Annotated in this window: 18 protein-coding genes and 1 pseudogene; 9 read left to right on the top strand and 10 right to left on the bottom strand. The window is 38.1% G+C overall.

All coding sequences use genetic code 11. From position 1 onward, the window contains the following. Positions 1–63: 63 nt before the first annotated feature. A complete protein-coding gene (uvrA, locus tag ACFX5U_RS19155) occupies positions 64–2,904 on the bottom strand; it encodes an excinuclease ABC subunit UvrA (RefSeq protein WP_280571719.1) in 2,841 nt (946 codons plus the stop codon). Between the two features lie 164 nt (positions 2,905–3,068). Here uvrA and ACFX5U_RS19150 point away from each other — a divergent pair, with 164 nt between their 5' ends. Further along, positions 3,069–4,124 (top strand): DUF2157 domain-containing protein, encoded by a 1,056-nt coding sequence (locus ACFX5U_RS19150; RefSeq protein WP_400261766.1) that lies wholly within the window; start codon positions 3,069–3,071, stop codon positions 4,122–4,124. A gap of 89 nt (positions 4,125–4,213) precedes the next feature. On the opposite strand, the gene ACFX5U_RS19145 is transcribed toward ACFX5U_RS19150, so the two are convergent. The 4 genes from ACFX5U_RS19145 to ACFX5U_RS19130 form a co-directional block, all read right to left on the bottom strand. After that, a complete protein-coding gene (locus ACFX5U_RS19145; protein WP_280565345.1) occupies positions 4,214–4,630 on the bottom strand; it encodes an OsmC family protein in 417 nt (138 codons plus the stop codon). A gap of 277 nt (positions 4,631–4,907) precedes the next feature. Continuing rightward, a complete protein-coding gene (locus ACFX5U_RS19140; protein WP_400261765.1) occupies positions 4,908–5,768 on the bottom strand; it encodes a hypothetical protein in 861 nt (286 codons plus the stop codon). A 67-nt stretch (positions 5,769–5,835) separates the two neighbouring features. Then, positions 5,836–6,201 (bottom strand): hypothetical protein, encoded by a 366-nt coding sequence (locus ACFX5U_RS19135; protein WP_400261764.1) that lies wholly within the window; start codon positions 6,199–6,201, stop codon positions 5,836–5,838. A gap of 25 nt (positions 6,202–6,226) precedes the next feature. After that, positions 6,227–7,444: an OmpP1/FadL family transporter gene (locus ACFX5U_RS19130; RefSeq protein WP_038701090.1), complete on the bottom strand. Its 1,218-nt coding sequence runs from the start codon at positions 7,442–7,444 to the stop codon at positions 6,227–6,229. 185 nt (positions 7,445–7,629) lie between these two features. Here ACFX5U_RS19130 and tpx point away from each other — a divergent pair, with 185 nt between their 5' ends. Next, on the top strand, positions 7,630–8,130 hold the full coding sequence (gene tpx, locus ACFX5U_RS19125; RefSeq protein WP_400261763.1) for a thiol peroxidase: 501 nt from the start codon (positions 7,630–7,632) through the stop codon (positions 8,128–8,130). Positions 8,131–8,178: 48 nt separating this feature from the next. Here the strand turns inward: tpx and ACFX5U_RS19120 are convergent, their stop codons facing one another. Then, positions 8,179–9,351 (bottom strand): trans-sulfuration enzyme family protein, encoded by a 1,173-nt coding sequence (locus tag ACFX5U_RS19120; RefSeq protein ID WP_400261762.1) that lies wholly within the window; start codon positions 9,349–9,351, stop codon positions 8,179–8,181. A 250-nt stretch (positions 9,352–9,601) separates the two neighbouring features. Next, positions 9,602–11,101, bottom strand: coding sequence for a catalase (locus ACFX5U_RS19115; protein WP_038701086.1), 1,500 nt, complete (start codon positions 11,099–11,101; stop codon positions 9,602–9,604). A gap of 223 nt (positions 11,102–11,324) precedes the next feature. Between ACFX5U_RS19115 and ACFX5U_RS19110 the strand changes: the two genes are divergently transcribed. The 7 genes from ACFX5U_RS19110 (at position 11,325) to ACFX5U_RS19080 (ending at position 21,229) form a co-directional block, all read left to right on the top strand. Continuing rightward, positions 11,325–13,220: an alpha-L-fucosidase gene (locus tag ACFX5U_RS19110; RefSeq protein ID WP_400261761.1), complete on the top strand. Its 1,896-nt coding sequence runs from the start codon at positions 11,325–11,327 to the stop codon at positions 13,218–13,220. A 133-nt stretch (positions 13,221–13,353) separates the two neighbouring features. Beyond that, complete coding sequence (locus ACFX5U_RS19105; protein WP_400261760.1) at positions 13,354–13,806, top strand: glycoside hydrolase N-terminal domain-containing protein; 453 nt, start codon at positions 13,354–13,356, stop codon at positions 13,804–13,806. Next, on the top strand, positions 13,709–15,703 hold the full coding sequence (locus tag ACFX5U_RS19100; RefSeq protein ID WP_400263616.1) for a glycosyl hydrolase family 95 catalytic domain-containing protein: 1,995 nt from the start codon (positions 13,709–13,711) through the stop codon (positions 15,701–15,703). The genes ACFX5U_RS19105 and ACFX5U_RS19100 overlap by 98 nt, the downstream gene beginning before the upstream one ends. Positions 15,704–15,771: 68 nt before the next feature. Beyond that, a complete protein-coding gene (locus ACFX5U_RS19095) occupies positions 15,772–17,004 on the top strand; it encodes a hypothetical protein (protein ID WP_400261759.1) in 1,233 nt (410 codons plus the stop codon). An 83-nt stretch (positions 17,005–17,087) separates the two neighbouring features. Then, positions 17,088–17,969 carry an AraC family transcriptional regulator gene (locus ACFX5U_RS19090; RefSeq protein ID WP_280565364.1) on the top strand — a complete coding sequence of 294 codons (882 nt, stop codon included), beginning with the start codon at positions 17,088–17,090 and terminating at the stop codon, positions 17,967–17,969. A 21-nt stretch (positions 17,970–17,990) separates the two neighbouring features. After that, positions 17,991–19,724: a M64 family metallopeptidase gene (locus tag ACFX5U_RS19085; protein WP_400261758.1), complete on the top strand. Its 1,734-nt coding sequence runs from the start codon at positions 17,991–17,993 to the stop codon at positions 19,722–19,724. Positions 19,725–19,780: 56 nt separating this feature from the next. Then, the gene (locus ACFX5U_RS19080; protein ID WP_400261757.1) at positions 19,781–21,229 is read left to right on the top strand and encodes a hypothetical protein; all 1,449 of its coding nucleotides are present in this window, start codon (positions 19,781–19,783) and stop codon (positions 21,227–21,229) included. A 103-nt stretch (positions 21,230–21,332) separates the two neighbouring features. Here ACFX5U_RS19080 and ACFX5U_RS19075 read toward each other — a convergent pair. From ACFX5U_RS19075 to ACFX5U_RS19065, 3 genes and pseudogenes are all read right to left on the bottom strand, one after another. Beyond that, positions 21,333–22,803: pseudogene (locus tag ACFX5U_RS19075) on the bottom strand (glycine--tRNA ligase). 220 nt (positions 22,804–23,023) lie between these two features. After that, entirely contained in the window at positions 23,024–23,485 is a 462-nt protein-coding gene (gene bcp, locus ACFX5U_RS19070) for a thioredoxin-dependent thiol peroxidase (protein ID WP_038701068.1), read from the bottom strand. A 35-nt stretch (positions 23,486–23,520) separates the two neighbouring features. Continuing rightward, a complete protein-coding gene (locus ACFX5U_RS19065; protein WP_280565373.1) occupies positions 23,521–25,242 on the bottom strand; it encodes a M23 family metallopeptidase in 1,722 nt (573 codons plus the stop codon).

The raw sequence follows: 25,242 nt of genomic DNA, 5'->3' as shown, positions 1-25,242 counted from the left end.
ACACAGAAACTTTCAGGAATTAAGGTTGATTAATAGCCTTAGCCTATCAAATTTAAAGCTTCATTATTGCATTTCAAGTTTAAGAAATCGAGCAGTTTCGCTCTTTTTATTTTTGATCAATTCTTCAGGGGTGCCCGAAAATAACACTTTACCACCTTCTTTACCACCTTCAGGACCGATATCAATGACCCAATCTGCACATTTGATAACATCCAGATTATGCTCTATAATTAAAATGGTATTACCGCGGTCCACCAAACGATTGATGACTCCCATGAGTACATTGACATCTTCGAAGTGTAAACCAGTTGTTGGTTCATCTAAGATATAAAACGTATTTCCAGTATCCTTTTTTGAAAGTTCAGTAGCCAATTTAATGCGTTGCGCTTCGCCTCCAGAAAGTGTTGTTGATGATTGTCCCAATGTGATATAACCCAAGCCAACATCCTGTAAAGTTTTTATTTTACGATAGATGGAAGGGATATTCTCGAAGAAGACAACAGCCTCATCCACACTCATGTCCAAGACATCGGATATGGATTTACTTCTAAAACGGACCTCCAAAGTTTCTCTGTTATAACGTTTTCCATGACATGTTTCACAAGGAACTTGTACGTCCGGAAGAAAGTTCATCTCTACTACTTTCATGCCTCCGCCTTGACAGGTTTCGCAACGTCCACCCTTCACATTAAACGAGAATCGTCCAGGTTTATAGCCTCTTATTTTTGCCTCAGGTAGTTGGACAAAGAGGGTTCTGATGTCAGAAAAGACCCCTGTGTAAGTCGACGGATTCGAACGCGGAGTCCGACCGATTGGGCTTTGGTCTATTTCGATTACTTTATCAACATGCTCCAAACCATCGATACTTTTGTAAGGAAGTGGAATGCCCTTAGCTCGGAAAAAATATTTATTTAAAATTGGATATAGCGTTCCGGTAATGAGACTTGATTTTCCAGAGCCTGAAACTCCAGAAACTAATATTAATTTGCCTAAAGGAAAATCTACGGAGACATTTTTCAGGTTATTCCCTGTAGCACCATTTAAAGATAATGTTTTTCCGTTTCCAGCTCTTCTTTCTGATGGGATTGCAACTTCTTTTTTTCCATTTAAGTATGCTGCGGTTAACGAATCAGATTTTAAAATATCATTTGGTCTTCCTTCAGCGACGACCTGTCCACCGTTAACACCAGCAGCTGGACCCATATCGATGACATAGTCGGCGTTTAAAATCATGTCTTTATCATGTTCAACAACCAAAACAGAGTTACCGATGTCACGTAAATTCTTTAAAGAATTGATTAGGCGTTCATTGTCCCTTTGATGGAGACCAATGCTCGGCTCATCTAGGATATACAATACATTCACCAGTTGTGAACCTATCTGTGTCGCCAGACGAATACGTTGCGCTTCACCACCCGAAAGTGATTTTGAAGAGCGGTCGATTGTCAGGTAGTTTAAGCCTACATCCAAAAGGAATCCCAAACGAGATTGTATTTCTTTTAATATTTCAGTTGCTATGATACGTTGACGTTCGTCCAGAGAGGCATTTACGTTTGAAAACCATTCGTACAGGGATTTTATGTCCATATGCGAAAGTTCATAGATATTCTTGCCAGCAAATTTAAAATGCAACGATTCCTTTTTCAGACGAGCCCCTTTACAGCTCGGACATACGATCTTCGAACGGAAATCGTCTAAAGAAGTCATATCGTCGCTCGACTTACCCGATTGTTCTTCCAACATCTTGAATATACCTGAAAATTCAATACGGTAATCGCGAACGTCATAACTGCCGTAAGAAACAGCCACGGAAATGGGTTCCTCAGAGCCAAAAAGCAACATGTCGATTTGTTCTTCCGTCAGTTTTTCTAAAGGTGTACTTAAAGAAAAATCAAGCTTTTTAGCAACAGCTTTTAACACTTGAAAATTCCATGTTTCCTTTGCGGGACCTAATGGCGCTAAACCACCTTTTTGAATGCTTAATTTACGATCAGGGATAACTGTGTTTTTGTCAATTTCAAATATATAGCCTAGACCATCACATTTTGGACAGGCACCGTAAGGTGAGTTAAAAGAGAAAGTATTAGGTTGTGGCTCGTCATATGAAATTCCCGATTCGGCATCCATTAAATAACGACTGAAGAATTGCTCATCATTTTCTTGATTAGCAACTTTAATAATCCCCTTCGCTGTTTTCATGGCTTGCATGACAGAAGTCTGTAGGCGATTTTTATCTTCTTCAGAAACTTTAAGTCTATCTACTACAATCTCAATATCGTGGATTTTATAGCGGTCCACTTGCATCTTAGGTGTTAGGTCTATGATTTCACCATCTACACGAACTTTAACATAACCTTGTTTACGGATCTGTTCGAATAACTCACGGTAGTGTCCTTTACGACCTTTGATCACTGGCGCTAGTATATTCAGCGCTTGTCCATCAAAATCATTTAAGATGCGGTCCACGATTTGTTCATCCGACATGCGCTGCATACGGTTTCCCGTGACGTAAGAAAAAGCTTCACTGGCACGAGCGAATAGCAAGCGCATAAAGTCATAGACTTCGGTAATGGTACCAACGGTAGAACGTGGATTTTTACTTGTAGTTTTTTGTTCAATTGAAATAACAGGGCTCAATCCAGAAATTTTATCAACATCAGGGCGCTCCATGCCACCCAAAAATTGACGGCTATATGCACTAAATGTTTCCATATAACGTCTTTGCCCTTCAGCATAGATGGTGTCAAAAGCTAATGACGATTTACCGCTACCACTTAATCCTGTGATAACAACCAATTCGTTTCTAGGAAATGAAATGTCTATATTTTTAAGATTATGTACACGTGCTCCAAATACTTGAACTTCACTTTGTTCACCTAAGTCAGGTGTGATTTTCTTTGTCATGTAACCGCTGTTTTCTTCCAAACGCAGATGAATTTCTGCAAACATGCAAAATTACTCATTTTTAATGAACTTTAAGAAGACCACATCTTTATTATTGTCACGGCATTGCAAATCTATACCGGATATAAAAGGTATAATTTGTACTTTGCCTCTACAATAGTTATATGAAGAAGTTAGACGTTACCAAACAAGAAAAAGAATCCTTAGAAGAAGCGATACAATTTTGGCAAAAGGAGCAAATAATAGATGAGCCAACTGCAGTAGCGATGGTGGAAAGCATTGATGTGAAAAGCTTTGATTGGAAGCGCTTGGCACGTTATGCCTTTTGGGTAGCACTTGCTTCCTTGGTGTTTGCTGTTTTTTCTTTAATGACGGATACTGCTTTTCTCAAATTTGTGGATACGCTTTACGAAGCACCGAACATTTTATTTTGTGTGTTTTTTGCAGCTTTAGCCATTTTATTTTATACCCTAGGTCTTCGTTACAAAACAAAATATCCCAACAAAAATCTTTCTATTGAAACGATGATGCTGATTGGGGTTTTCTCGACAGCAGCATGTATCGGTTTTTTAGGAAAGGTATTGGACAAGAATAGCATGCACTATTCTTTATTATTTTTACTATCTGTACTTATCTATGGATACCTCGCTAATCGCTTAAAATCAAAGCTCATCTGGGTTTTTATGCTTATCGCTTTGGGTGTCTGGTTTGCTACCGAAACGGCCTATCATAGCGATTGGGGATTTAAGTTTTGGGGAATGAACTATCCACTACGGTTTACTATTTTCGGTTTGATTCTGACATTGATGGCCGTTTACGTACAACCGCGCTTTAAGAAATTGCAGGAATTTCAATCCCTGAGTTATCTCATCGGTTTATTATACCTGATGATTTCATTATGGTCCCTTTCCATTTTCGGCAATTACTCGGATTTCTATGAGTGGACATTGGTGAGACAATACCATATTTTCTATTGGGGATTGTTATCAACTGCAGTATCCGCTGGATTGGTGATTTATGGGTTAAAGATGAAAGATAATACCACACGTGAAATTGGGTTTGTGTTTTTTGTGTTGAATGTGTACACACGCTATGTTGAGTATCTTTGGGATAATATCAATCGCGCGATTTTCTTTCTCATTTTGGCAGTATCTTTCTGGTTTGTCGGACGATGGGCTGAAAAGTTGTGGCAAAAAAGAGAAGATGGGATAACAGAATAGGCCATTTTTCTAAGATAGTGTTTCAGACATAAAAAAAGAGCAGTTGATCAACTGCTCTTTTTTTATGTCTGAAATTTGATTTTGGTGACTTAATTTATTTTAAGAGAGTACGTGATGTTAATACCTCCAGCTGCAAGCATATCGTGTACAGAGCAATATTTCTTTACCGCTAATTCTGCTGCTTTTTGCGCTTTTATCTCATCGATGTTACCTTTTAAATAAAAGCTAATATGGATATCAGTAAAGATATTTGGGATTTCCTCACGGCGTTTTCCTTCTACTTCGACTTGGATATCTTCAATCTCTTGGCGTTGTTTGGTCAAGATAGAAGAAAGGTCAAATACACTACATGAGCCTAAAGCCATTAAGACTAACTCCATTGGACGGACGCCTTTGCCTTCCCCCCCTATAGCTTCTGAACCATCAATATTAACTTTAATGTTGGATAATTCACTTGATGCTTCAAAGTGAACTGCTTTGTTTTGGCGATTTAGTATTACTTTCATGATTGTATCTCCTTGTATACACAAACTTAGCTAAATTTGCTTTGAATACCAATATAATTGCGCTGATATAACGAAGGGTACACTGAATCGATTCTCAAGCTTTCTATGCTTTATATCATCATAATTCCTTGTTAATGGATTATAGAGGATGCTATACTTTAGTTGCCGCTCTTATTAGTTTTAACCCAAATTTTATAACAGGAGTATAAAGAATAGCCCTAAATAAAAAGGATAGCTAAAAGCGCTATCCCTTTTTCAACTCATTGTATTATAATGATTAAGGAAGTTTCACACCCCTAAAATCAGAAATATTTAATCTTGGAACTTGAGCTCCATAAGTTTTGTTGATGGCTTCGATAAACACATTGGCCATTAGCGCATTTCCAATAGGAGTTAAATGTATACCATCTAATGAGAAACCATTTCCAGTGATGTATTTTGCACTAACAGCTAAGCCGTCGATACGAATTCCATTTTTAACAGCAGTTAAAAATGCATTGACATCTGCTACAGCCAGCTGATTGGAAGCTGCTACTGATTTAATTATCTTATTGAATTCATTTACACGAGCAACCACCTCTTTGGCCTCCGTAACATCCAAAACATATTTATCTTCAACGGGGTTGAGCGGGTGTAAACCGTAAGGTATTTTGTTTCCATTTGGTAAGCCCAACAGACCAGCAGCGGAAAATGGTAACACAAAGTAGTCCTGATCAGTTGCTGCTCGAGGACCAGATTTAGTTGCGATATAAATATCAGTCACCTTTGTCGTGCTTGCAGCATTGACACCCGCTAAAAGGAGCTCACGTGTCACTGTTGTGAAATAAGGAACCGAAGTCACATCAGGAATTGTTGCTAATACTCCCTTTTGTTTTTTTACTGTTAAGGTTGTTACGTAATTATTTAATAACGAATTGAATAATGCCGTTGAGGTTAATGTTGTGGTTGGGCCATCATTGACTGCTCCATTCGTCGCATATCCCAATACGTCATTATTCCCTAAAGAAAACGTAAAGAACGTATGATTTTGTGAAGTAGAGTAGGTGAAGTAGTTCATCGTTGGTAGAGTGCCTTCTGGCAATAGACGTTCGAAGTACATATTCCCAGCTGCAGTACCAATATATGGGGCAAAAGCCATATCCATACGCATTCCCGGTACCCCTAAATTATTGATCGGATCAGTAAATTTCGTTAATAATTTTGGACTAGCTGAGCGGTAAGCTAATTTGTCTGTAACCTGTTTCTGTTACGGGTTGCCCATTCACCAACGCTTTTAATCGAAGATAGCCCGAGCCATTCGATTGCTCCTCACTAAAAAACGGAGATTTAAACTCTCCTCCGCCAACTTTTTGCAGTTGTTCCGCAATTAGTAAAGGAAAAGCGACCTTTTGGCCTTCCAAGTATAAGCCACCATCGGCATAACCTGCAGAAAGTGAATTTCCAATGGCGATGTATTTGCTAAAGTCAGCTTTTGTACCTGCTGTAGGTGTATATTCATCTAGAGTTGGCTTACATGCCGTAATACTCAGTATAGCCAGTGCAACTCCTATATATAAATTTCTTCTTTTCATGGTGATCACAATTTAGTATGCATCCTTAAAATTTGTAAGTCAAACCAATTCCTGGTGCGTAAATATTTGTCATATATGTTCCAGATAAATGGCTATCTACGTTGTTTGCCTCACGAGGTAAAACCCTTTGATACGCAAAAGATCCTGTTAAATCGAATTTTGGAGACATTTTATAGGTGAAACCACCCGATAAGAGTACGCGATTGTTGTCTGGCGTTTCAGGATAAACATAATCTTTACTTACCGGAGTAGCGATAAATCCTCCACCTACACGAAGTTGAAGTTTCTCAGAAGGCAGGTATTCAATACCGGCTTTTATAGAGCCAGCTTTTGTATAGTTTTTCGGAGAATGTGTATCTGGAGTATTGGGGTCGCTGTAATCAAAATTCAATTCTTTATAGATATCGTAATTAATGACCGTTCCATCGACTGCCATTTTTACTTTATCGCTAATTGGGAAAGTGACACCAACAGCAAATGTAGAAGGTAGTGGTAATTCTGCGCTAAATTTACTTCCTGGAGGGAAAGTTCCTTGAGCAGCTTCAGGCACGTTGAATTTAGCATCGCCATCTTTTAATTTGGTCACCACCTTAGAGCGGTAACTCATGGAAATTGCAAATTCGTCGTTTAGGTTGTAATGAACCCCAACATTATATCCAGTCCCTGTACCGGTTCCTTTTAATTCTGCTAATCCCGATGACCCATCTTGGAAGTATACTGGAATGGCACTTTGAAGATCTACTGACCCAATATTATAGACAAATCCCCCACCAATACTGAAGTTGTCCGTTAACTTGATACTTAATGTTGGTTGTATATAGATCGCACGTAAAGATAAGCTCACTAAACTGTACTTACCCGTCCATTCTGTCCCCCAATCTACCGCACCACCGTAAGGTGTGTAAACACCTATTCCAGCTTTCCACCAAGAGTTTTTAGGTCCTACAGTAGCAAATACAGAAAATGGAGGCGTTACTTGATTCCGCGTATAATCGACAACATTACTTCCCGAAGCTTGAAAAGCGGATTTGAACATAACACCATTTCCTGCAATAGAAACGGAATTATGATCCATTTTAGCGAGTGCTCCAGGACTATAAAAGATCGAAGACTCATCAATAAAGTAGGCAGAACCTGCACCACCCATACCGACAGATTTTGGACTCTGAACATTAACTTGAGACCCCTGTGCCAATAGTAATGAAGGTGATGCACAAAGCAGCGTAATTAGTAACTTCTTCATATACATCAAATTTGGTTTATTATTTGTGTTTGAATTTATAATGCTAACATAGTAAATTTTTGTGGTTTTTTGATACTTTTTTGGCAAAAAATGATAAATAATTATTTTGTAATTACGGCGATTAATAAATATGATTTTTGTGGTAAGATTAAATTGAAATCGTTAAATTGCTGAAAAATTTAATTATGGCAACAGTAACATTCAAAGGTGGAGCAGTAAATACGGTAGGTAACTTACCTAAAGTGGGTAGTCAAGCTCCAGATTTTAAATTAACAGCAGGAGATTTATCAGATAAATCATTAGCTGATTATAAGGGTAAAAAAGTAGTGTTAAATATCTTTCCAAGTATTGATACAGGTACTTGTGCTGCATCGGTACGTGCTTTCAATAAAGCAGCAGTGGAATTGGAAAATACGGTGGTTTTATGTATCTCTAAAGATTTACCTTTTGCTCAAGGACGTTTCTGTGCAGCAGAAGGCTTGAATAATGTGGTGGCATTATCAGAATATAAGGATGCTAATTTTTCTGACGCTTATCAATTACGCTTTTCAGACGGTCCTTTGGCAGGCTTATTAAGCCGTGTAGTCATTACTTTGGATGAAAATGGTCAAGTGCTTTATGAAGAGCAAGTAGCAGAAGTAACAGAAGAGCCGAATTATGAAGCGGCTTTAGCTTCTTTGAAATAATTAGGTAACAAAATAACAATAAAGCCATCTCTAGAGATGGCTTTATTGTTATTTTGTTTTTTCCAATGCCTGTAAGATATCTTGAATAATATCTTCCTGATCTTCCAAGCCAACCGATAGGCGAACACTTCCGGGCTGAATACCTAGGTTTAAGCGCTCTTCTTCTGATAGCTTCGAATGTGTAGTCGAGGCTGGATGAGTTGCAATTGAACGGGCATCTCCCAAATTGGAAGTATACAAGATCATATCCAGTTCGTCCAAGAATCGAAATGCTCGTTCTTGTCCACCTTTGACGACGAAAGTGACAATACCACCACCAGCTTTCATTTGTTTTTTTGCGAGTTCATACTGTGGATGCGAAGGCAGAAAAGGGTATTTAACATCTTTGATATCATCGTGCTTTTCAAGCACTTCTGCAAGTGCCAATGCATTGCTACAATGTCTATCCATGCGTAAACCCAAGGTATCTAAACTCTTGGAGATGATCCAAGCATTAAATGGAGATAGGGAAGGGCCTGTGTGGCGGATAAAGAACATCAACTTATCAATCAATTCCTTTTTACCGACAACCAAACCACCCAATACGCGCCCCTGTCCATCCATATATTTTGTAGCAGAATGGATGGATAAATCAAAACCATATTTTAAAGGTTTTTGTAGATAAGGTGTTGCGAAGCAATTATCGATAGCTAAAATGATGTTAGGATGTTTCTGTTTTAAAGAACCTAACCATTCTAGATCAACCAGTTCCAAACCTGGGTTAGAAGGTGATTCCAAAAATATTATTCTCGTATTCGGTTGAATGGCTTTTTCCCAGTCTTCCGGATTGACTGCATCAACATACGTCGTAGTTACCCCCCAACGTGGAAATAATTGTGTAAATAGTTGATGTGTCGAACCAAAAATGGCACGTGAAGAAACAATATGGTCACCACTTTCAACAATACCTGCAAAAGCAGCAAACACAGCCGCCATACCCGAAGAGAAGGACAGCCCAGCTTCTGCTCCCTCTAGGATACATACTTTATTGATTAATTCAGAAGTATTCGGATTGGCATAACGGGAGTATACCATTCCCTGCTCTTCATCAGCAAAAATAGCTCTACCTTGTTCCGCACTATCAAAAATAAAACTTGAAGTGAGGTATAAAGGCACCGAGTGTTCTCGTGTTGCAGAGCGATCTGCCTGTTCGCGAATGAGTTTAGATTGATCTTTGTTCATGATAAGGTAAAGGTACAAGTTGTAAATTTTATTTATTCGATTTAATCGAATAAATTTTATGGATTTACGATTTTTAAGAAAAAGATGACGGGCTCACTTTCTGTAAATACTTACTGGACTAACAAGATTTATAAGGTGGATGCATCGGGAGAGAGAAATTTAACTGAAGTGCGTAATTGGAGTCCCAATATTTTTAAATAGAAAAAGGGAATGTATACATTCCCTTTTTCTATTTAAATGGTTGTAACTACTATTTCTGAGGCATATGTTTTGCCATTTCATCCATAGAGAAGCCTAATCCTTTAGCAACTCCAAGTCCTAAATTCATGTCTGCTCTAAACCAGTGGCACAATTGACGCATCACGATTTCATCTCTTTTTGGACCTTCAATACCTGACATCGCACCAACAATGTTTTCAATAAGGTGTTCTTTTTGTACAGGATCCAATAAACGGTACAAATCCCCAGGCTGTGTATAATGATCATCTTCACCAGGTGCGTTGCGGTCATAATTGTCCGCCACTAAGCTGTCTAATTGTAATGCAGGCTCTTTATAAGATTGATCTTGATAATTACCGTCAAAACTATTTGGAAAATAATTTGGAGCTGATCCTTGGTTACCGTTTACCGTCATTTTACCATCACGTTGGTAATTGTTGGTCATAAAAGGACATTGGTTTACTGGAATCTGCTCATAGTTACCTCCTAATCTGTAACGTTGCGCATCAGGGTAAGATAGGATACGTCCCTGTAACATTTTATCTGGAGAAAAGCCAATTCCATCGACCACATGTGCTGGAGCGAAAGCTACCTGCTCCACATGGGCAAAGTAATTATTCGGATTTTCATTCAGTTCCATCACACCGACCTCGATCAATGGGTATTCTTTTTGTGACCATACTTTCGTTAAGTCAAATGGATTCCAACGGAAGGTCTTAGTTTCCGATTCTGTCATGACCTGAATATAGAGTTTCCATTTTGGGAAATCACCATTATTAATAGCCGTATGCAAATCGCGTTGTGCATAATCCATATCCTTAGCGCGCATTTCATCTGCTTCTGAAGCCGTCAGATTCTTGATTCCTTGCTGTGTTCTAAAGTGATATTTGATATATACACGTTCATTATTGGCATTGATCATGGAGTAAGTATGACTACCATAACCGTGCATGTGTCTGAAACCAAATGGGGTACCACGATCGGACATTAATGTCGTTACCTGGTGTAGTGATTCTGGATTTAGCGACCAGAAGTCCCATACCATAGTTGCAGATTTACAATTTGTATAAGGATCTCTTTTTTGAGTATGGATAAAGTCAGGAAACTTTTTAGCGTCCTTGATAAAGAAAACTGGCGTATTATTTCCAACTAAATCGTAATTGCCATCTTCAGTATAGAACTTAACTGCGAAACCACGTGGGTCACGTTCCGAATCTGCCGACCCGCGTTCGCCACCTACTGTAGAAAAGCGAATGAATAATTTTGTTTGTTTACCAATCCCATTAAAAAGCTTGGCCTTAGTATATTTAGAGATATCATTTGTAACCGTAAAGGTACCATAGGCTCCGGAGCCCTTAGCATGGACAATACGTTCTGGGATACGCTCTCTATTAAAGTGTGCTAATTTTTCATGAAGAAAATAATCTTGCAATAATACGGGACCTCTCGGACCAACTGTCATGGTGTCTTCGTAGTTTACAACTGGAGCTCCTGAAGCCGTTGTAATTTTCTTGTTTTCGTTATTTTCCATTATTGATTTATTTATTAGTTTTTTCTTTTTGTTCTACAACAAATTTAAATGAAATACATGAGTTTGTTTTATTGATAATCTCGATGCCCTATCAATGTTAATGATCAATGCTTTTATTGTTATAAATATAATCAATCGATTGATTAAAGAAAATGATTTTTCCAAATTTTTATTACTCTAAAATAAAACTATATTTAAGATCTTAAACCTTTTATTATAAGATATGCTCACACTCCTTCTCTCCAGTTTACTCTTTATGAATGGTCAAGTTTTGCCATCCGAACCTGTAAACCCACCAAAACCATATGGGGCGATTCCCAGTGAACGACAACTGAAATGGCATGAAATGGATGCCTATTGTTTAATTCACTATACACCAACAACATTTCAAAATAAGGAATGGGGTTACGGCGATGCATCGCCTAAGGTTTTTAATCCGACTAATTTTGATGCCAATCAAATTGCTAACGCTGCAGCATCTGCAGGATTCAAGGGATTGATTAGCGTTGCTAAGCATCATGACGGTTTTTGTCTTTGGCCAACAGCAACCACAACTTATAGTGTCGCATCGTCTCCATGGGAACAAGGTAAGGGAGATATGGTTAAAGATTTTATGACGGCAACACATGCCAATAAGATGAAATTTGGAGTTTACCTTTCTGCATGGGACCGTAATGACACCCGATACGGAACAGCAGCTTATGCTGAAGCCTATAGAGCACAGTTGACAGAATTGATGTCCAATTACGGCGAATTATTCACATCATGGCATGATGGTGCTAATGGTGGAGATGGCTACTATGGAGGTTTAAATGAAAAAAGAACAATCGATCGTAACACTTATTATGCTTGGGAGGAAAAAACCTGGCCAATTGTTCGGAAATTACAGCCAATGGCCATGATATTCAGTGATGTAGGCCCTGATATGCGCTGGGTTGGAAATGAAAAAGGTTTTGCTGGGGAAACTTCATGGGCTACATTCACGCCAGAAGGCTTAGAAGGGAAAAAAGCTGTACCCGGGTCGGTGAATGAAAAAACACTTACATCTGGCGTTAGAAATGGTGCATATTGGATACCTGCTGAATGTGATGTTCCGCAAAGACCCGGTTGGTTTTATCATGCAGAGCAAGATGCACAGGTGAAAACTCCAGATCAATTATTTGAGATTTACCTCAAGTCCGTAGGACGTGGTGCCAATATGAACTTAGGATTAGCACCCATGCCCTCTGGGCAACTGCACGAGAATGATGTCAAATCGCTAGCGGCATTTGGAAAGAAAGTTAGAAAAACTTTTGAGAATAATTTAGCGCAGGGAGCGCAGATCAAAGCATCTACGATTCGTGGAAATGCCGTTAAAGATTACGGAACGCAATTCCTTTTAGATGAAGATCGCTACAGCTATTGGGCAACAAATGATGCTGAGCATCAAGCTACCTTGGATATTAAATTAAAAGGGAAACAAACTTTTGATATTGTCCAGATAAGAGAAAATATAAAACTCGGACAACGCTTGGATAGTGTAATTGTGGAGCATAAAGTTAATGGTCAATGGAAGTTATTAGCTAAAGCGACCAGCATTGGAGCGAATCGCTTGATGAAATTGGAAAATACAATTACAACAGATGAATTGCGTATGCACTTATTTGCACCTGTATCGATTACCCTAAGTGATTTTGGCTTGTATAAAGAATTTAATGAACCATTTGCTTTTGAGCATACAGGCTTAAAGAAAATGAATGCAAATCAATACATACCCGCTGTTTTTGCAGAATCAGCAAAAGCAATTGATCATAATGAGCAAACTTTTGCCTCTGTACCTGCTTATGAAGGAGGTTTTATCTTCGAAATAAAGGATGATGTCGATGGGTTTGGCTATTTGCCACGTCAAGATGGACAGACAGCAGGGATTGCTACCAAATATAAAATTTATACAAGTGACAATAATCAACAATGGAAACTCCTGAAAGAGGGTGAGTTTTCGAATATCAAAGCCAATCCAATTTTGCAACAAATTGTTTTTGATCAAGCAACGAAAGCTAAATACATCAAATTTGTGCCAACGGAAACACTGACTAAAAACGTATTCACAGTAGCAGAATTCGAATTATACTCCAAATAAAAAACCGAAGCTATCATAAGCGTATATCAGCTCGCAAACCGAGTTAGATATTCGGCTTATGATAGCTTCATTGACATAAAAACTGAGCACAGCAATAAAATTAAAGCAAGCATTATTAACACAAATTATTCTAATGAAATTTATATCTAAATCAGTATTGTTTTCGTTGTTAACCATCACTGCCTTTCAAGCGCAAGCCCAAAAAAGAGATGGTTTAACGATGTGGTATGATAAACCAGCCGTAAGATGGGAGGAAACGCTTCCACTAGGAAATGGGTTGATAGGCATGATGCCAGATGGGGGAGTACAGTCAGAATCTTTGGTTTTAAACGAAATATCCATGTGGTCTGGATCTGCCGAAGATCCCAATAACTACGAAGCCTATAAAAGCGTAAATGCAATCCAGCAGCTATTGATGGCAGGGAAAAATAATGAAGCAGAAGAATTGGTCAATAAGAACTTTGTATGTAGCGGACAAGGCTCTGCATTTGGAAACCGGAGCCAATGCCCCATATGGTTGTTATCAGAATTTCGGTTATCTGAAATTCAATCATGCGATCCAAGCAAAGGATATTTCAAAATATGAAAGGTCCCTGCAAATCGGAAATGCAACTGCGAACACTTCATTTTCTGCCGATGGAGTAGATTACAAAAGAACGTATTATACCTCCTTTGATAAAAATGTGGGTGTTATTCACTTAACGGCCTCGAAGAAAAAAAGCATCAGTTTTTCGGTTGCCCTAGAACGAGCAGAGAACATCGACTCTTACCAGATCAAAGATGGTGAAATCGTTTTGCTAGGATCTTTACCTGATGGTAAAGGTGGTAAAAACTTGCAATTTGCGAGTAAGGTAAAGATTGTTTTCAAGGGCGGTAAATTAACAGATGATGGTAAACAATTGCTATTAAAAGATGCCGATGAAGCAACTGTTCTTTTTACAGCAAGTACGAATTATTATGGGACCAATCCTCAAGAAGTAATAGCACGTAATATCGAAGCGATTGAAAAAATAACGGAAAAAAAGCGTTTTAGCAATCATACAAAAGCTTATGCGAAAAAATTTGATCGTGTTGCCCTAACGATTGCAGATGATCAGGCTAAGTTTGATATTCCGACAGCGCAGCGCTTGCAACAATTTTTTGAAACCCCGGCGTTGGATAATGGCTTAGCGGCACTTTATTTTCAATTTGGCCGTTACCTAAGCATTTCAAGCACTGCACCAGAACAAGTAAATGCGCTTCCTCCTAATTTACAAGGGCTATGGGCCCATCAGATTCAGACTCCCTGGAATGGAGATTATCATTTGAACATCAATGCACAAATGAATCACTGGGGTGTGGAAGTCAGTAATTTATCGGAATACCACAATCCTTTTATAGCGATGATTAAACGTATCGCAAAAACAGGAGAGAAAACAGCTAAAGCATACTATAATGCACCAGGATGGGTCGTGTATATGATGACAAATGTTTGGGGTTATTCAGCACCAGGAGAGAACGCCTCTTGGGGAGCGAGCACAGCCTCAGGTTGGTTATGTAATCACCTTTGGGAACATTACTTATTCACGCAGGATAAATCCTACTTAAAGGATGTATATCCAGTTTTGAAAGGTGCAGCAGAGTTTTATAACCATATCTTGGTGAAAGATCCAAAAACAGGATGGTTGGTTACTTCACCATCAGTATCACCAGAGAATGGTTTCCGTCTTCCTAATGGTAAAGGAGCTTCGGTGGTGATGGGACCTACTATTGACAATCAGATTGTAAGGGAACTCTATGAGAATTTAATACAGGCCGATAGTCTTTTGAATCTGAATGATCCTTTTGTTCAGCAGTTAAAAGGTAAGTTGAGCCAGATCCCACCTGCGGTAGTCATCAGTAAAAGTGGTCGTGTACAAGAATGGTTGGAAGATTATGCGGAAGTAGAGCCTCAGCATCGACATGTTTCGCACTTATACGGCTTGTATCCTGCGAATTTCATTTCACCGCAAAAGAATAAGGCTTGGGCAGATGCTGCTCGTAAAACGCTGGAAGTACGTGGTGATGAAGGTACAGGATGGTCACGCGCATGGAAAATTCTATTTTGGGCAAGGTTGCAAGATGGTGATCATTCTCTAGAGATTTTAAGACAATTGCTAAAACCAGCATTTGTCAATGAAACAACTTATCAAGGGGTAGGGGCAGGAACATATCCAAACTTGTTTTGTGCACACCCGCCATTTCAAATAGACGGTAACTTCGGTGGTTCGGCAGGTATTGCAGAAATGCTTCTTCAGAGTCATGCAGGCTTTATACACCTACTGCCCGCTTTACCTAAAGCTTGGAAAGATGGAGCAGTAAAAGGTTTGAAAGCAAGAGGGAACTATACCGTCGACATTTCATGGAAGGATGGTAAGGTGGTCGATTATAAAATAGCTGGACCAAACAAAGCGCTTGTTAAAGTTTTGATTGGAACGGAATACCAAGATTATCAAATAAAATAATTTATAAATAAAATTTTGTAAATTGGTTGTCAGTATATTTTGTACTGACAACCAATTTTTTATTTGTAATGAACCTGACAATCACTTATTATACCCTTTTTTTCGTCCTTTTTTTTAGTTCTTGCCAGTCAAATTCGCCGCAAGAGAAAACAGGTATGCCCATAACCTATAAAATTACAGGCTCCATAGAGCCAGAGGGTCATGGGACGGTTTATTTGCAAGATCATGAAAATCCGATGCAGCAGTTTCAACGAGCTGAGGTGAATCAAGGCAATTTTATTTTAGAAGGGGAGTTGGCCATCGATGCATTTTATGACCTCATCATCAAGTCAGATTCTGCTTCTGAACAGTCTTTTAGGTATATGTATCCGCTTTATGTAGAAGGTGGAGTAGATTATGCTATAACCGTTAAGCAAAATGGTGATAGCTATGACGTTGATGTGAAAACCAACTCTTTGACTACAAATGAACTGATTGCGTTCAATAAAAATAAAGAAAAGCAAGTTCGGGACCTAGATAAGAAATATACAGAAATTCGAAATGAAATTGGTGACCTCAATGCTAAACTAATGACCATTACCCGCGGACAAGAATCTATTTATAATCAAACGATAGATAGACTCGAAACATTGTCAAAGCAGTCGGCTGATATTAGAAGGAAAAAAGATGATAAACAGCTGTACGCAGATTATGTCTTAAATAGTAATCAAAAAGCATCTTTTTTGATTCCCTATTCCTTTAAATACATTGATGTGAATAAGGAGAATTACGAGCGCTATGAAGAAATTTTAGCAACATTAGATCCTACAATTCAGAAACACCCGCTGGTAAAAGCCGCTATCGCTAAAGTGGAGGAGGTGAAAGATTATTATGGAAACATGCCCGCTTTTCCAGAAATTACACCTCGAAATTTACAGGGTGATTCTCTGAAGTTTGACCAGTTGAAAGATAAGAAAATGATTATTGTTGCGGTCTGGTCAAGTAAGGGCAAAAATTCAAAAATGGATTTACCCGTTTTGGTTAAAAAGGAAGCTGAATTAAATAAACTTGGTGTGGAAATTGTGTATCTGACAGATGATGAAGACTATGAGCGCTGGCGAAGAAGTAACCAAGCTATCGGATTAGGCTCCAATAGTTATTTGTTAAATGTGACCGATCGCGATTTTATTAAGAATAGCTACAATATCGCATTAACCCCACGCTATCTTTGGGTCGATCCAAAATCTAGAGCCATTATAGAGCTCGCGGGAGAGGATCCAACATTGCCAGATTTTATTCAAAAGGTTAAAAATAAATTATAATACGATTTACGTTTATTGTCTACTATATTGTTTAAATTTGAATAATTAAACAATATCTGTTTTTTTTGTAGCTATTTTGGAGGATGAAAGTTGTTCAGTTTACCGTTCCTGTTCCCAACCAGGGCTCAGTCTGTGTGCAAGAGGATTTGTTGGTCGAGTTTTACAGCAACTACCATCGACATAAAGAAATCCAACTGACTTACATATTAAAAGGGGAGGGGACCTTCCTGATTGGCAATTTCACACATCATTTCAAACAAGATGAAATCTATATTGTGGATGCCGATGAACCGCATATGTTCAAAAGGTCCGAATTGATTTCGGATCCCCCCTTAAAAGAGCAAATTCATGCCATCCATATTTTCTTCGATTATGCTCGGTTTAAGGATTTTCTCCAATTACCAGAATTGGAACAGGTACGCTTTTTTCTAGAAAACATCAATGTAAGTAAAAAACTGGATGCCAGTTCAAGCCTTGCTATTAGACGTAAATTCTTGCAAATTAATGAAGAAGACGGCTTAGGTCGATTGACTGCATTTATAAGCTTAGTAGATTATTTAGCAGAGAAAGTTGATCTATGGACCTCCCTTTATACAGGTATTCCTCAAAAGAAATATTCAGATGCGGAGGGAATTCGTATCAATGAAATCTTTCAATATACATTTAAACACTTTGCAGGAAAGATATCATTAGAAGATATCTCGAGTATTGCACATATGACCCCCCACGCATTTTGTAAATATTTTAAAAAACATACTCGGAAAACTTATATTACTTTTCTAAATGAAATCCGTATTGAGCAGGCTTGCAAGATGCTGATTCATGATCTTTCTGAGAATGTGTCGGATATTGCTTTTAAAACAGGATTTAATAATGTGGTGAATTTTAATCGGGTATTTAAAAAAATCACTAAGATGTCACCCAGTGAGTACCTGGTACAGCATAAGATTAAGGACATGAATTAATCATATACTAATAACTTTTAAATGAAGATCTACTTACAAGCTTTACTTTTTAGCTTTCTCTTTTTACAACTCTCTCTTCCTATTTGTTCTGCACAACAGTATGCTATCGATACGTTACAATATCAAGGAACGGACCAAAAGGTCGTTAATCTCGTAATCCTTGGAGATGGGTATACCGAGGATGAATTGGTTTATTTTGAAGAAGATGCAAAACGTTTCACCGATTATTTTTTTCAGACAGAACCTTTTCGTCAGTATAGCAATTATTTTAATGTTTTTGCAATTAAAACACCATCTCCAGAATCTGGTGCTACACATGTTGGAAATGCAAGTGACTGTGTTCACGGGGATATGGATTTAAGTCAGTATCCAGCAAGGTATAATATGTTTACAAAAAAGTACCCTGTTCCCATTGCTTCACCCAATACCATATTTGGGAGTAGTTTTGATAACGGTGGTTTGCATCGTTTGGTCGTTCCCCAAAAATATGATGTTATTGAAAAGGTGTTAAAGGATCATCTGCCCAATTATACACAGGTCGTAATTTTGGTGAATTCCCCATTTTATGGGGGTTCAGGAGGTAAATATGCGACTGCTACCGTTAATTTTATGAGCAATGATATTGCAGTTCATGAGATTGGGCATTCCTTTGCGATTTTAGCTGATGAATATTGGGCAGGTAATCAATATGCTATTGAAGGACCCAATCGGACCCAGGAAACCGACCCTACAAAAGTCCCTTGGAAACAGTGGGTCGGCACACAGGGTGTTGGTGTGTATTCCTATGGTGGTGAAGGATCAAAATCCAACTGGTTTAGGCCACATGAGTTTTGTAAAATGCAATATTTAGTTGCACCTTTTTGTGCAGTTTGTCAGGAAGTATTTGTCGAGACAATCCATCATAAGACGAATCCAATAGTAGGTGCCAGACCTGAAAACAAGACAATAACGGATACAGATAGTCTATCGGTTTTTGCATTGAAATTGTTAAAGCCATCGCCCAATACACTCACCGTGAAATGGTATCTGAATGATGACCTAATTGCTGAGCATATAGATTCTATTTATTTGAATATAGGAATGCTTGGTTTAGGGGCGAATCAATTAAAAGCTGTGGTGAGAGATACGACTTCATTGGTCCGCATTGAAGCACATGAGCAGCATGTATATGAGACCAGTTGGTCAATTGTGAACCCTATGGTACGTGAGTTGACAGCGCCTGAATCCCAATGGGGAAATCGTTTGGAAACCTGTTTTAACGGTGGACAGGTATTGACTGTTAAGCATGCTAGTCGCGGATTGCAATATAACTGGTATACCGACTCGTTAGCTGGAACTCCTTTTGCGACAGGTGCGAATGTGCGTTTAAATCATATAAAAGAGCAAAAGACATACTTTGTGGAAAGCGTTTGGAAGAATAAGAAATCTACCAAAAGTAAAATTGTAATTCACATATTTGATCAGGTTGCAAAACCTGAAATTAAACGTATAGCATGGGATAAGAAGTTAGATAAAATCCGTATTGAGCTGAAAGACAGGTCGGATGATCGTTACAATTACCTATGGTGTAACGAGAATGGTACACAGCTCTACGAGTGGGATGATTTTAATGGTGAATATGTTCGTCCAGAAGGTAATAATAATGTTTTGTTGATGAAAAAATCAAATCATCAAACAAAAATATATGTGGTAAAAGTTAATAAATTGACGACCTGTCAAAGTGAAAAGTTGGAAATTATCGTCCCGAAGTTTTGATATACACTTGAAATTATTATGTTTAGGTTATATATTAATCTAAATAATTAATTTTTATGAAAAAGTGTTTCAAATCAAATTGGATCACCTTTTCTTTCCTATTCATTACTTTATTAGCCGCTACCTCGTCATGTCAAAAAAACAAGAAAATTTCAGATGAATTAGAAGGAGATGTGTTTTCTGTAAAGTTCAAAATTAAAAATTTTGAAAGTATTGTGACTCCATTACAAAAAAAGGCTGGAGTTAAAAAAGCAGCTTCAACAACTACCAATGGTAGTTTGAAAGAAGAAATCTTATTTCAATGGGACTTTGATTTAAGTAACGTAGAGCCAATTATCGCCTTTAACCCTTCCCCTATTATTGATTATAATAAAGGCTTGGTAGATTACAGCTTCACAGCTGGATGGCCTACTACGGGTAAAGCAATTAGTTTTAGGGCGGCGCAGTCTATCTTTTTTAAACTTCCAGTTGCAGGTATCGAATCGCTCGGCAACTTAACAATGGATGTCAATAGTTCGGGGACAGGGCCGCGGGCATTATTGATTGATTATTCTCTCGATAATGGCTTGTCTTATGAATCGCTCTCAGATACGATACATTACCCGCTTGATTTGGCGAGCTCAGGTGCTTCGAAATTATCGCTTGTCCAGTCTTTGACTGGAGTTCCCATTTTAGGCAAATCGGAAGTTTGGATTCGACTTCGTCCTCTTGAAGGAAAACGCCCCCCAGGGAATAATTTTAATCCGACAAGCGGTAGTTTTAAAATGGATAATTTAAGGATTACGGGTATTGCAGATGGGGATGCTGTGCAAAATAAATTATACTATCATATCTATGATTCCGAAAGCGATGTGCTGGTGAAGCAGGGAGGAATCTCTGCAGAAGAGGTATTTGCTATTGATCTACCGATTGGGACTTATTATCTGAGCGTACTCACAAAAAATGCCAACAGCCCCATTAGTTTTGTAAATAGTACAAATCGAAATGGATTCTATCTGAGCAATTCGTTTCAAGAAAAGGAATCTGAGCTATATGCCGTAAGAGATACATTTGAAGTCACCCAATCTATTGAAAGAACGTTGACATTAAATCGGATTTATAGTGAGATTAAAGTAGAATTTACCGATATACAGAACCTCAGTACAATTGATAGCATTCGTATTCAGCAAAAACATCCGAGCTTTTACTATTATCCGTTTAGCAATAGCAGTAATAGTCAATTGGACGGCAGTATCTTAACGATAGAGCCTAATTTTACGGTGGAGAATAAGAGTTTTTATTTTAATCAGTTTATGGGATTCCACGATACGAATAAGGCAATCAAATACGAATTACAAGTGTTTGAAAAGGGAACTATAATTCGAACTTTTGTGCTGGAGTCTGAAACTAAGAATAATATGCAGGTATTATTTAAAGGATTGTTAATAGAAGGGGGTAATCCTGGTCAGGGATTTACGATTAGAAAAAATGAAATTTGGAAAGGAAAAGTAGATGTTGATTTTTAGCGTTATTTTTGAGGTGTAGTTTACAGTCCCTAATGTGTTAAGGCCATAAAAAAAGATTGGGTTCGTTTCTATGAAACGAACCCAATCTTTTTTTTATATAAGACTATATAAGTTTTTTTAGCAAGGTGTTCCAACCGACTAAATCAGAAACAAATTTCTCTAATTCAGCAATTGCGATACGCTCTTGTTGCATCGAGTCACGGTGACGAATGGTAACCGTGTTGTCTTCCAATGACTGATGATCTACTGTGATACAGATTGGAGTACCAATAGCGTCTTGACGACGGTAACGCTTACCAATCGAATCTTTCTCATCATATTGTACATTGTAGTCCAATTTCAATACGGACATGATCTCACGTGCTTTTTCCGGTAAACCATCTTTCTTAGTCAAAGGTAAGATAGCTGCTTTTACAGGAGCAATTGCAGGTGGGAATTTCAATACTACGCGAGAATCTTGTTTTTCTGCTGTAGAAAGATCTTCTTGAACCAAAGAATTACATAAAACCGTTAAGAATAAACGATCCAAACCAATAGAAGTTTCCACTACATATGGGATATAATTCTGGTTGATTTCGGTATCAAAATATTGTAATTTTTTACCTGAGAATTCTTGGTGTTGTTTCAAATCGAAATCAGTACGCGAGTGGATACCTTCTACTTCTTTAAATCCGAATGGGAAGTTGAATTCGATATCTACTGCAGCATTAGCATAATGTGCCAACTTATCGTGATCATGGTAACGGTAGTTGTCAGGATTGAAACCCAAAGCTAAATGCCATTTAAGACGAGTTTCTTTCCACTTATTGTACCATTCCATTTCTGTTCCTGGGCGAACAAAAAATTGTAATTCCATTTGTTCAAACTCACGCATACGCATAATGAATTGACGTGCAATTACTTCATTACGGAAAGCTTTACCGATTTGAGCAATTCCGAAAGGAATTTTCATACGGCCAGATTTTTGAACATTTAAGAAGTTAACAAAAATACCTTGAGCAGTTTCAGGACGTAAATATACTTGCTCAGCTCCGTCAGCCATGGCGCCCATTTGTGTGGCGAACATTAAATTGAACTGACGTACATCCGTCCAGTTTTTTGTACCTGAGACAGGACAAACAATATTATGATCTTCAATAATAGTTTTTAAAGCAGCTAAATCATCTGCATTTAAAGCAACATTAAACTCTGCCAACAAAGCAGCAGCTTTTTCAGTTTTACCATCAGTTTCGTAACGTGCTATTTTATCTTCGATCAATTGATCGGCACGGTAACGTTTTTTAGAATCCTTGTTATCGATCATAGGATCGCTAAATCCATCAACGTGTCCCGAAGCTTTCCAAGTCATTGGATGCATAAAAATTGCAGCATCGATGCCTACTATATTTTCATTCAATTGCACCATTGATTTCCACCAGTAAGTCTTCAAGTTGTTTTTCAACTCAGAAACCTAACTGACCGTAATCATAGACAGCACTTAAGCCATCATAGATTTCACTCGATTGGAATACAAAACCATATTCCTTGGAGTGGGATACTATACTTTTAAAGAAGTCGTCTGTTTGTTTGCTCATAAGTAGCAAATATAATTATTAGTATTTAGATTTTAGATAGTAGTACCTAGATATTGCTAATTCGTATTCAGGGAGTAAGTTAAATATAACTCTTATTTAGCACCTAGCAATGCGTACATAAAAACTGTCATTACGAAAGGTGTTGTTTTTCCCATCATAATTAGCAGAAAATAACGGCAGCTATGCGATATTGCTGTTGTCGCATAGCTATAGCATCCGTTTATTTTAAGAGATCACGTATTTGTTGTGAAGCATTTTTATTGTCCACTTTTTTGATGATGTGTGCTATATTTCCCTGTTCATCAATTACAAATGTCGTCCGTGCCGTTCCCATATATTTTTTACCGTACATGTTTTTCTCTACCCATACTCCATAGTCATTGACGATTTTTTGGTCTTCATCTACCAACAATTGAAATGGTAATTCATGCTTGCTGATGAACTTTTGATGCGAAGCTTCGCTATCGATACTGACACCAATAATTTCGAATCCATCTTTCTTTAGGGATTGGTAGTTATCTCTAAAATTGCATGCTTCTGTTGTGCAGCCTGGTGTGTTGTCTTTTGGGTAGAAATATAAAATGACCTTTTTACCGATGTAATCCGATAAAGAGATGTTTTCTCCATTTTGATTTTTAGCCGTTATTTCTGGAGCTTTTTGTCCTATTTCGAGTGTTGCCATATGCGTTGTTTTTATTCTACTATCCAAGATACAGATTATCTTGTGAAACTCGCCTCATAAACTCTTACATTATCTTTCCAGTCTTTGACCTCTAGCTTAAAACTGTGTTTTCCGCCCTTTAAATTGGACTCGAAGGTATGCCATAGATGTTTGTTTTTAGAATCATACTGCATCAATACCCATGCACCATCTATATAAGCATTGAAGGATTGGATGCCCGATAGGTTATCTGAAATAGTGAAATCAATCTGTCTTTGTGCAGCAACATTTTTGTTGTTGACAAGATTACGTGCCGTGATTGTGGGCGCTACCGTATCTACGGCGATATAGAAATCACCAAAACTGCGTACCGTGGCGGTTACTAAGCCGTTTTCATATTTACCACCCTGTGAACCACCATCTTTCGACACTAAAAGTGCCTTACTAAAGAGTGCTGCGGATAATTTTTCATTTGGTCGGATACTCAAGCTGTATGAGCCAAAAACAGGGGTAAATATATTATGTATTCGATGAAGTTGAGAGTAGGCATTCACTGGCCCCTCAGTTTCACTGTATGTAAAGTTTAAATTATCGTAAAGTGTGTTTTTGGGTATTGTAATCTTAGCATTCTCAGCTTGATAAACATTGTCCATAAGGTAATTGAACGATTTTCCAGAACTGGAAGGGGTGTTTCGTACCGTATAATTTGCATCTCGCTTTACTTCAAAATTTATTTCTGTAGTATTTCCTTGTACATCTTTTACCACATAACGCACTTGGTGCAGCTGGTCATCTTTGAGCTCCATGATGCCATTGTTGTCCAAATTTTCATAGATTTCGATTGGGTTACCAGGCTGCTTGAAACTTTTTTGAACACGTACTTTTGATTTTTTCCAATACGGATAATCGATGTATGAATGGATAGCACGTGTTTTATCGAAAGGAATAGATTCAAATAATACTGTGCTTATTTTTTTATTATCTAAAAATAGTTCAATCGAATATACACCGTAGGTAAATGAAACGCCCTTGCGTCTATCGACCGTATTGATCCCCAATCCAAACTTGCCATTGACGGAAATGGGTGTATTGACAGTTAAACTATAATTGCCATTTGCCAATGCTTTAACAGTCTGATGCCTTCTGGGCGTATTCTCATCGAAAATAGGATCTGCCAGATCGTATACTGTCAATCCCCGAATAATCGGTTTTGTTTCATCGGGGAAGGTGAGTCCAAATAATTGGGTATTAAAAGGAAGCTGCTGTTTGGTGTCACGAATTTCGAAATGAAGATGTGGACCAGCAGAACCTCCTGTATTTCCCGAATGAGCTAAAAGTTGCCCCTTCTTTAAGGTAAACTGGCCAGGCTTCAAAAAGACATCAACATCAAAACGCTGTTGCTTATATTGCTCCGCTTTAATTAAAGCGTTGAGCTCCTCGTTGAAACTTTCTAAGTGTAGGTATACGGAAGTATAGCCGTTAGGGTGGTCGAGGTAGACGGAGTTCCCACCACCACCAATCTGTACACGTATGCGCGATACAAATCCATCAGCAACTGCATATACTGGGATATTGATTTTTTGCTGGGTACGGTAATCATCACCACCATGAAAATGTGTTGCTCTCAATTCCCCAAATGAACCAGAGGCCTGTGGAGCAATATCCATGGGACGTCTAAAGTAGTTTTGTGGAAACTGACGGTGTTTGATGATGTCCTGTGCTTGTATGGTCGTTAAAGGCAGCACAAGCATACTGATTATAAAACTTAATTTTTCCAT

This window comes from Sphingobacterium sp. SG20118, from assembly GCF_044740685.1.
Taxonomy (GTDB): Bacteria; Bacteroidota; Bacteroidia; order Sphingobacteriales; family Sphingobacteriaceae; genus Sphingobacterium.
This window is presented reverse-complemented; position numbering and strand designations above follow the sequence as displayed.

Excerpts from the sequence above, each read along its gene's own strand:
- uvrA (WP_280571719.1), bottom strand. The coding sequence starts at position 2,904 with ATGACAAAGAAAATCACACCTGACTTAGGTGAACAAAGTGAAGTTCAA.
- ACFX5U_RS19150 (WP_400261766.1), top strand. The coding sequence starts at position 3,069 with ATGAAGAAGTTAGACGTTACCAAACAAGAAAAAGAATCCTTAGAAGAA.
- ACFX5U_RS19145 (WP_280565345.1), bottom strand. The coding sequence starts at position 4,630 with ATGAAAGTAATACTAAATCGCCAAAACAAAGCAGTTCACTTTGAAGCA.
- ACFX5U_RS19140 (WP_400261765.1), bottom strand. The coding sequence starts at position 5,768 with ATGGCTTTTGCCCCATATATTGGTACTGCAGCTGGGAATATGTACTTC.
- ACFX5U_RS19135 (WP_400261764.1), bottom strand. The coding sequence starts at position 6,201 with ATGAAAAGAAGAAATTTATATATAGGAGTTGCACTGGCTATACTGAGT.
- ACFX5U_RS19130 (WP_038701090.1), bottom strand. The coding sequence starts at position 7,444 with ATGAAGAAGTTACTAATTACGCTGCTTTGTGCATCACCTTCATTACTA.
- tpx (WP_400261763.1), top strand. The coding sequence starts at position 7,630 with ATGGCAACAGTAACATTCAAAGGTGGAGCAGTAAATACGGTAGGTAAC.
- ACFX5U_RS19120 (WP_400261762.1), bottom strand. The coding sequence starts at position 9,351 with ATGAACAAAGATCAATCTAAACTCATTCGCGAACAGGCAGATCGCTCT.
- ACFX5U_RS19115 (WP_038701086.1), bottom strand. The coding sequence starts at position 11,101 with ATGGAAAATAACGAAAACAAGAAAATTACAACGGCTTCAGGAGCTCCA.
- ACFX5U_RS19110 (WP_400261761.1), top strand. The coding sequence starts at position 11,325 with ATGCTCACACTCCTTCTCTCCAGTTTACTCTTTATGAATGGTCAAGTT.
- ACFX5U_RS19105 (WP_400261760.1), top strand. The coding sequence starts at position 13,354 with ATGAAATTTATATCTAAATCAGTATTGTTTTCGTTGTTAACCATCACT.
- ACFX5U_RS19095 (WP_400261759.1), top strand. The coding sequence starts at position 15,772 with ATGAACCTGACAATCACTTATTATACCCTTTTTTTCGTCCTTTTTTTT.
- ACFX5U_RS19090 (WP_280565364.1), top strand. The coding sequence starts at position 17,088 with ATGAAAGTTGTTCAGTTTACCGTTCCTGTTCCCAACCAGGGCTCAGTC.
- ACFX5U_RS19085 (WP_400261758.1), top strand. The coding sequence starts at position 17,991 with ATGAAGATCTACTTACAAGCTTTACTTTTTAGCTTTCTCTTTTTACAA.
- ACFX5U_RS19080 (WP_400261757.1), top strand. The coding sequence starts at position 19,781 with ATGAAAAAGTGTTTCAAATCAAATTGGATCACCTTTTCTTTCCTATTC.
- bcp (WP_038701068.1), bottom strand. The coding sequence starts at position 23,485 with ATGGCAACACTCGAAATAGGACAAAAAGCTCCAGAAATAACGGCTAAA.
- ACFX5U_RS19065 (WP_280565373.1), bottom strand. The coding sequence starts at position 25,242 with ATGGAAAAATTAAGTTTTATAATCAGTATGCTTGTGCTGCCTTTAACG.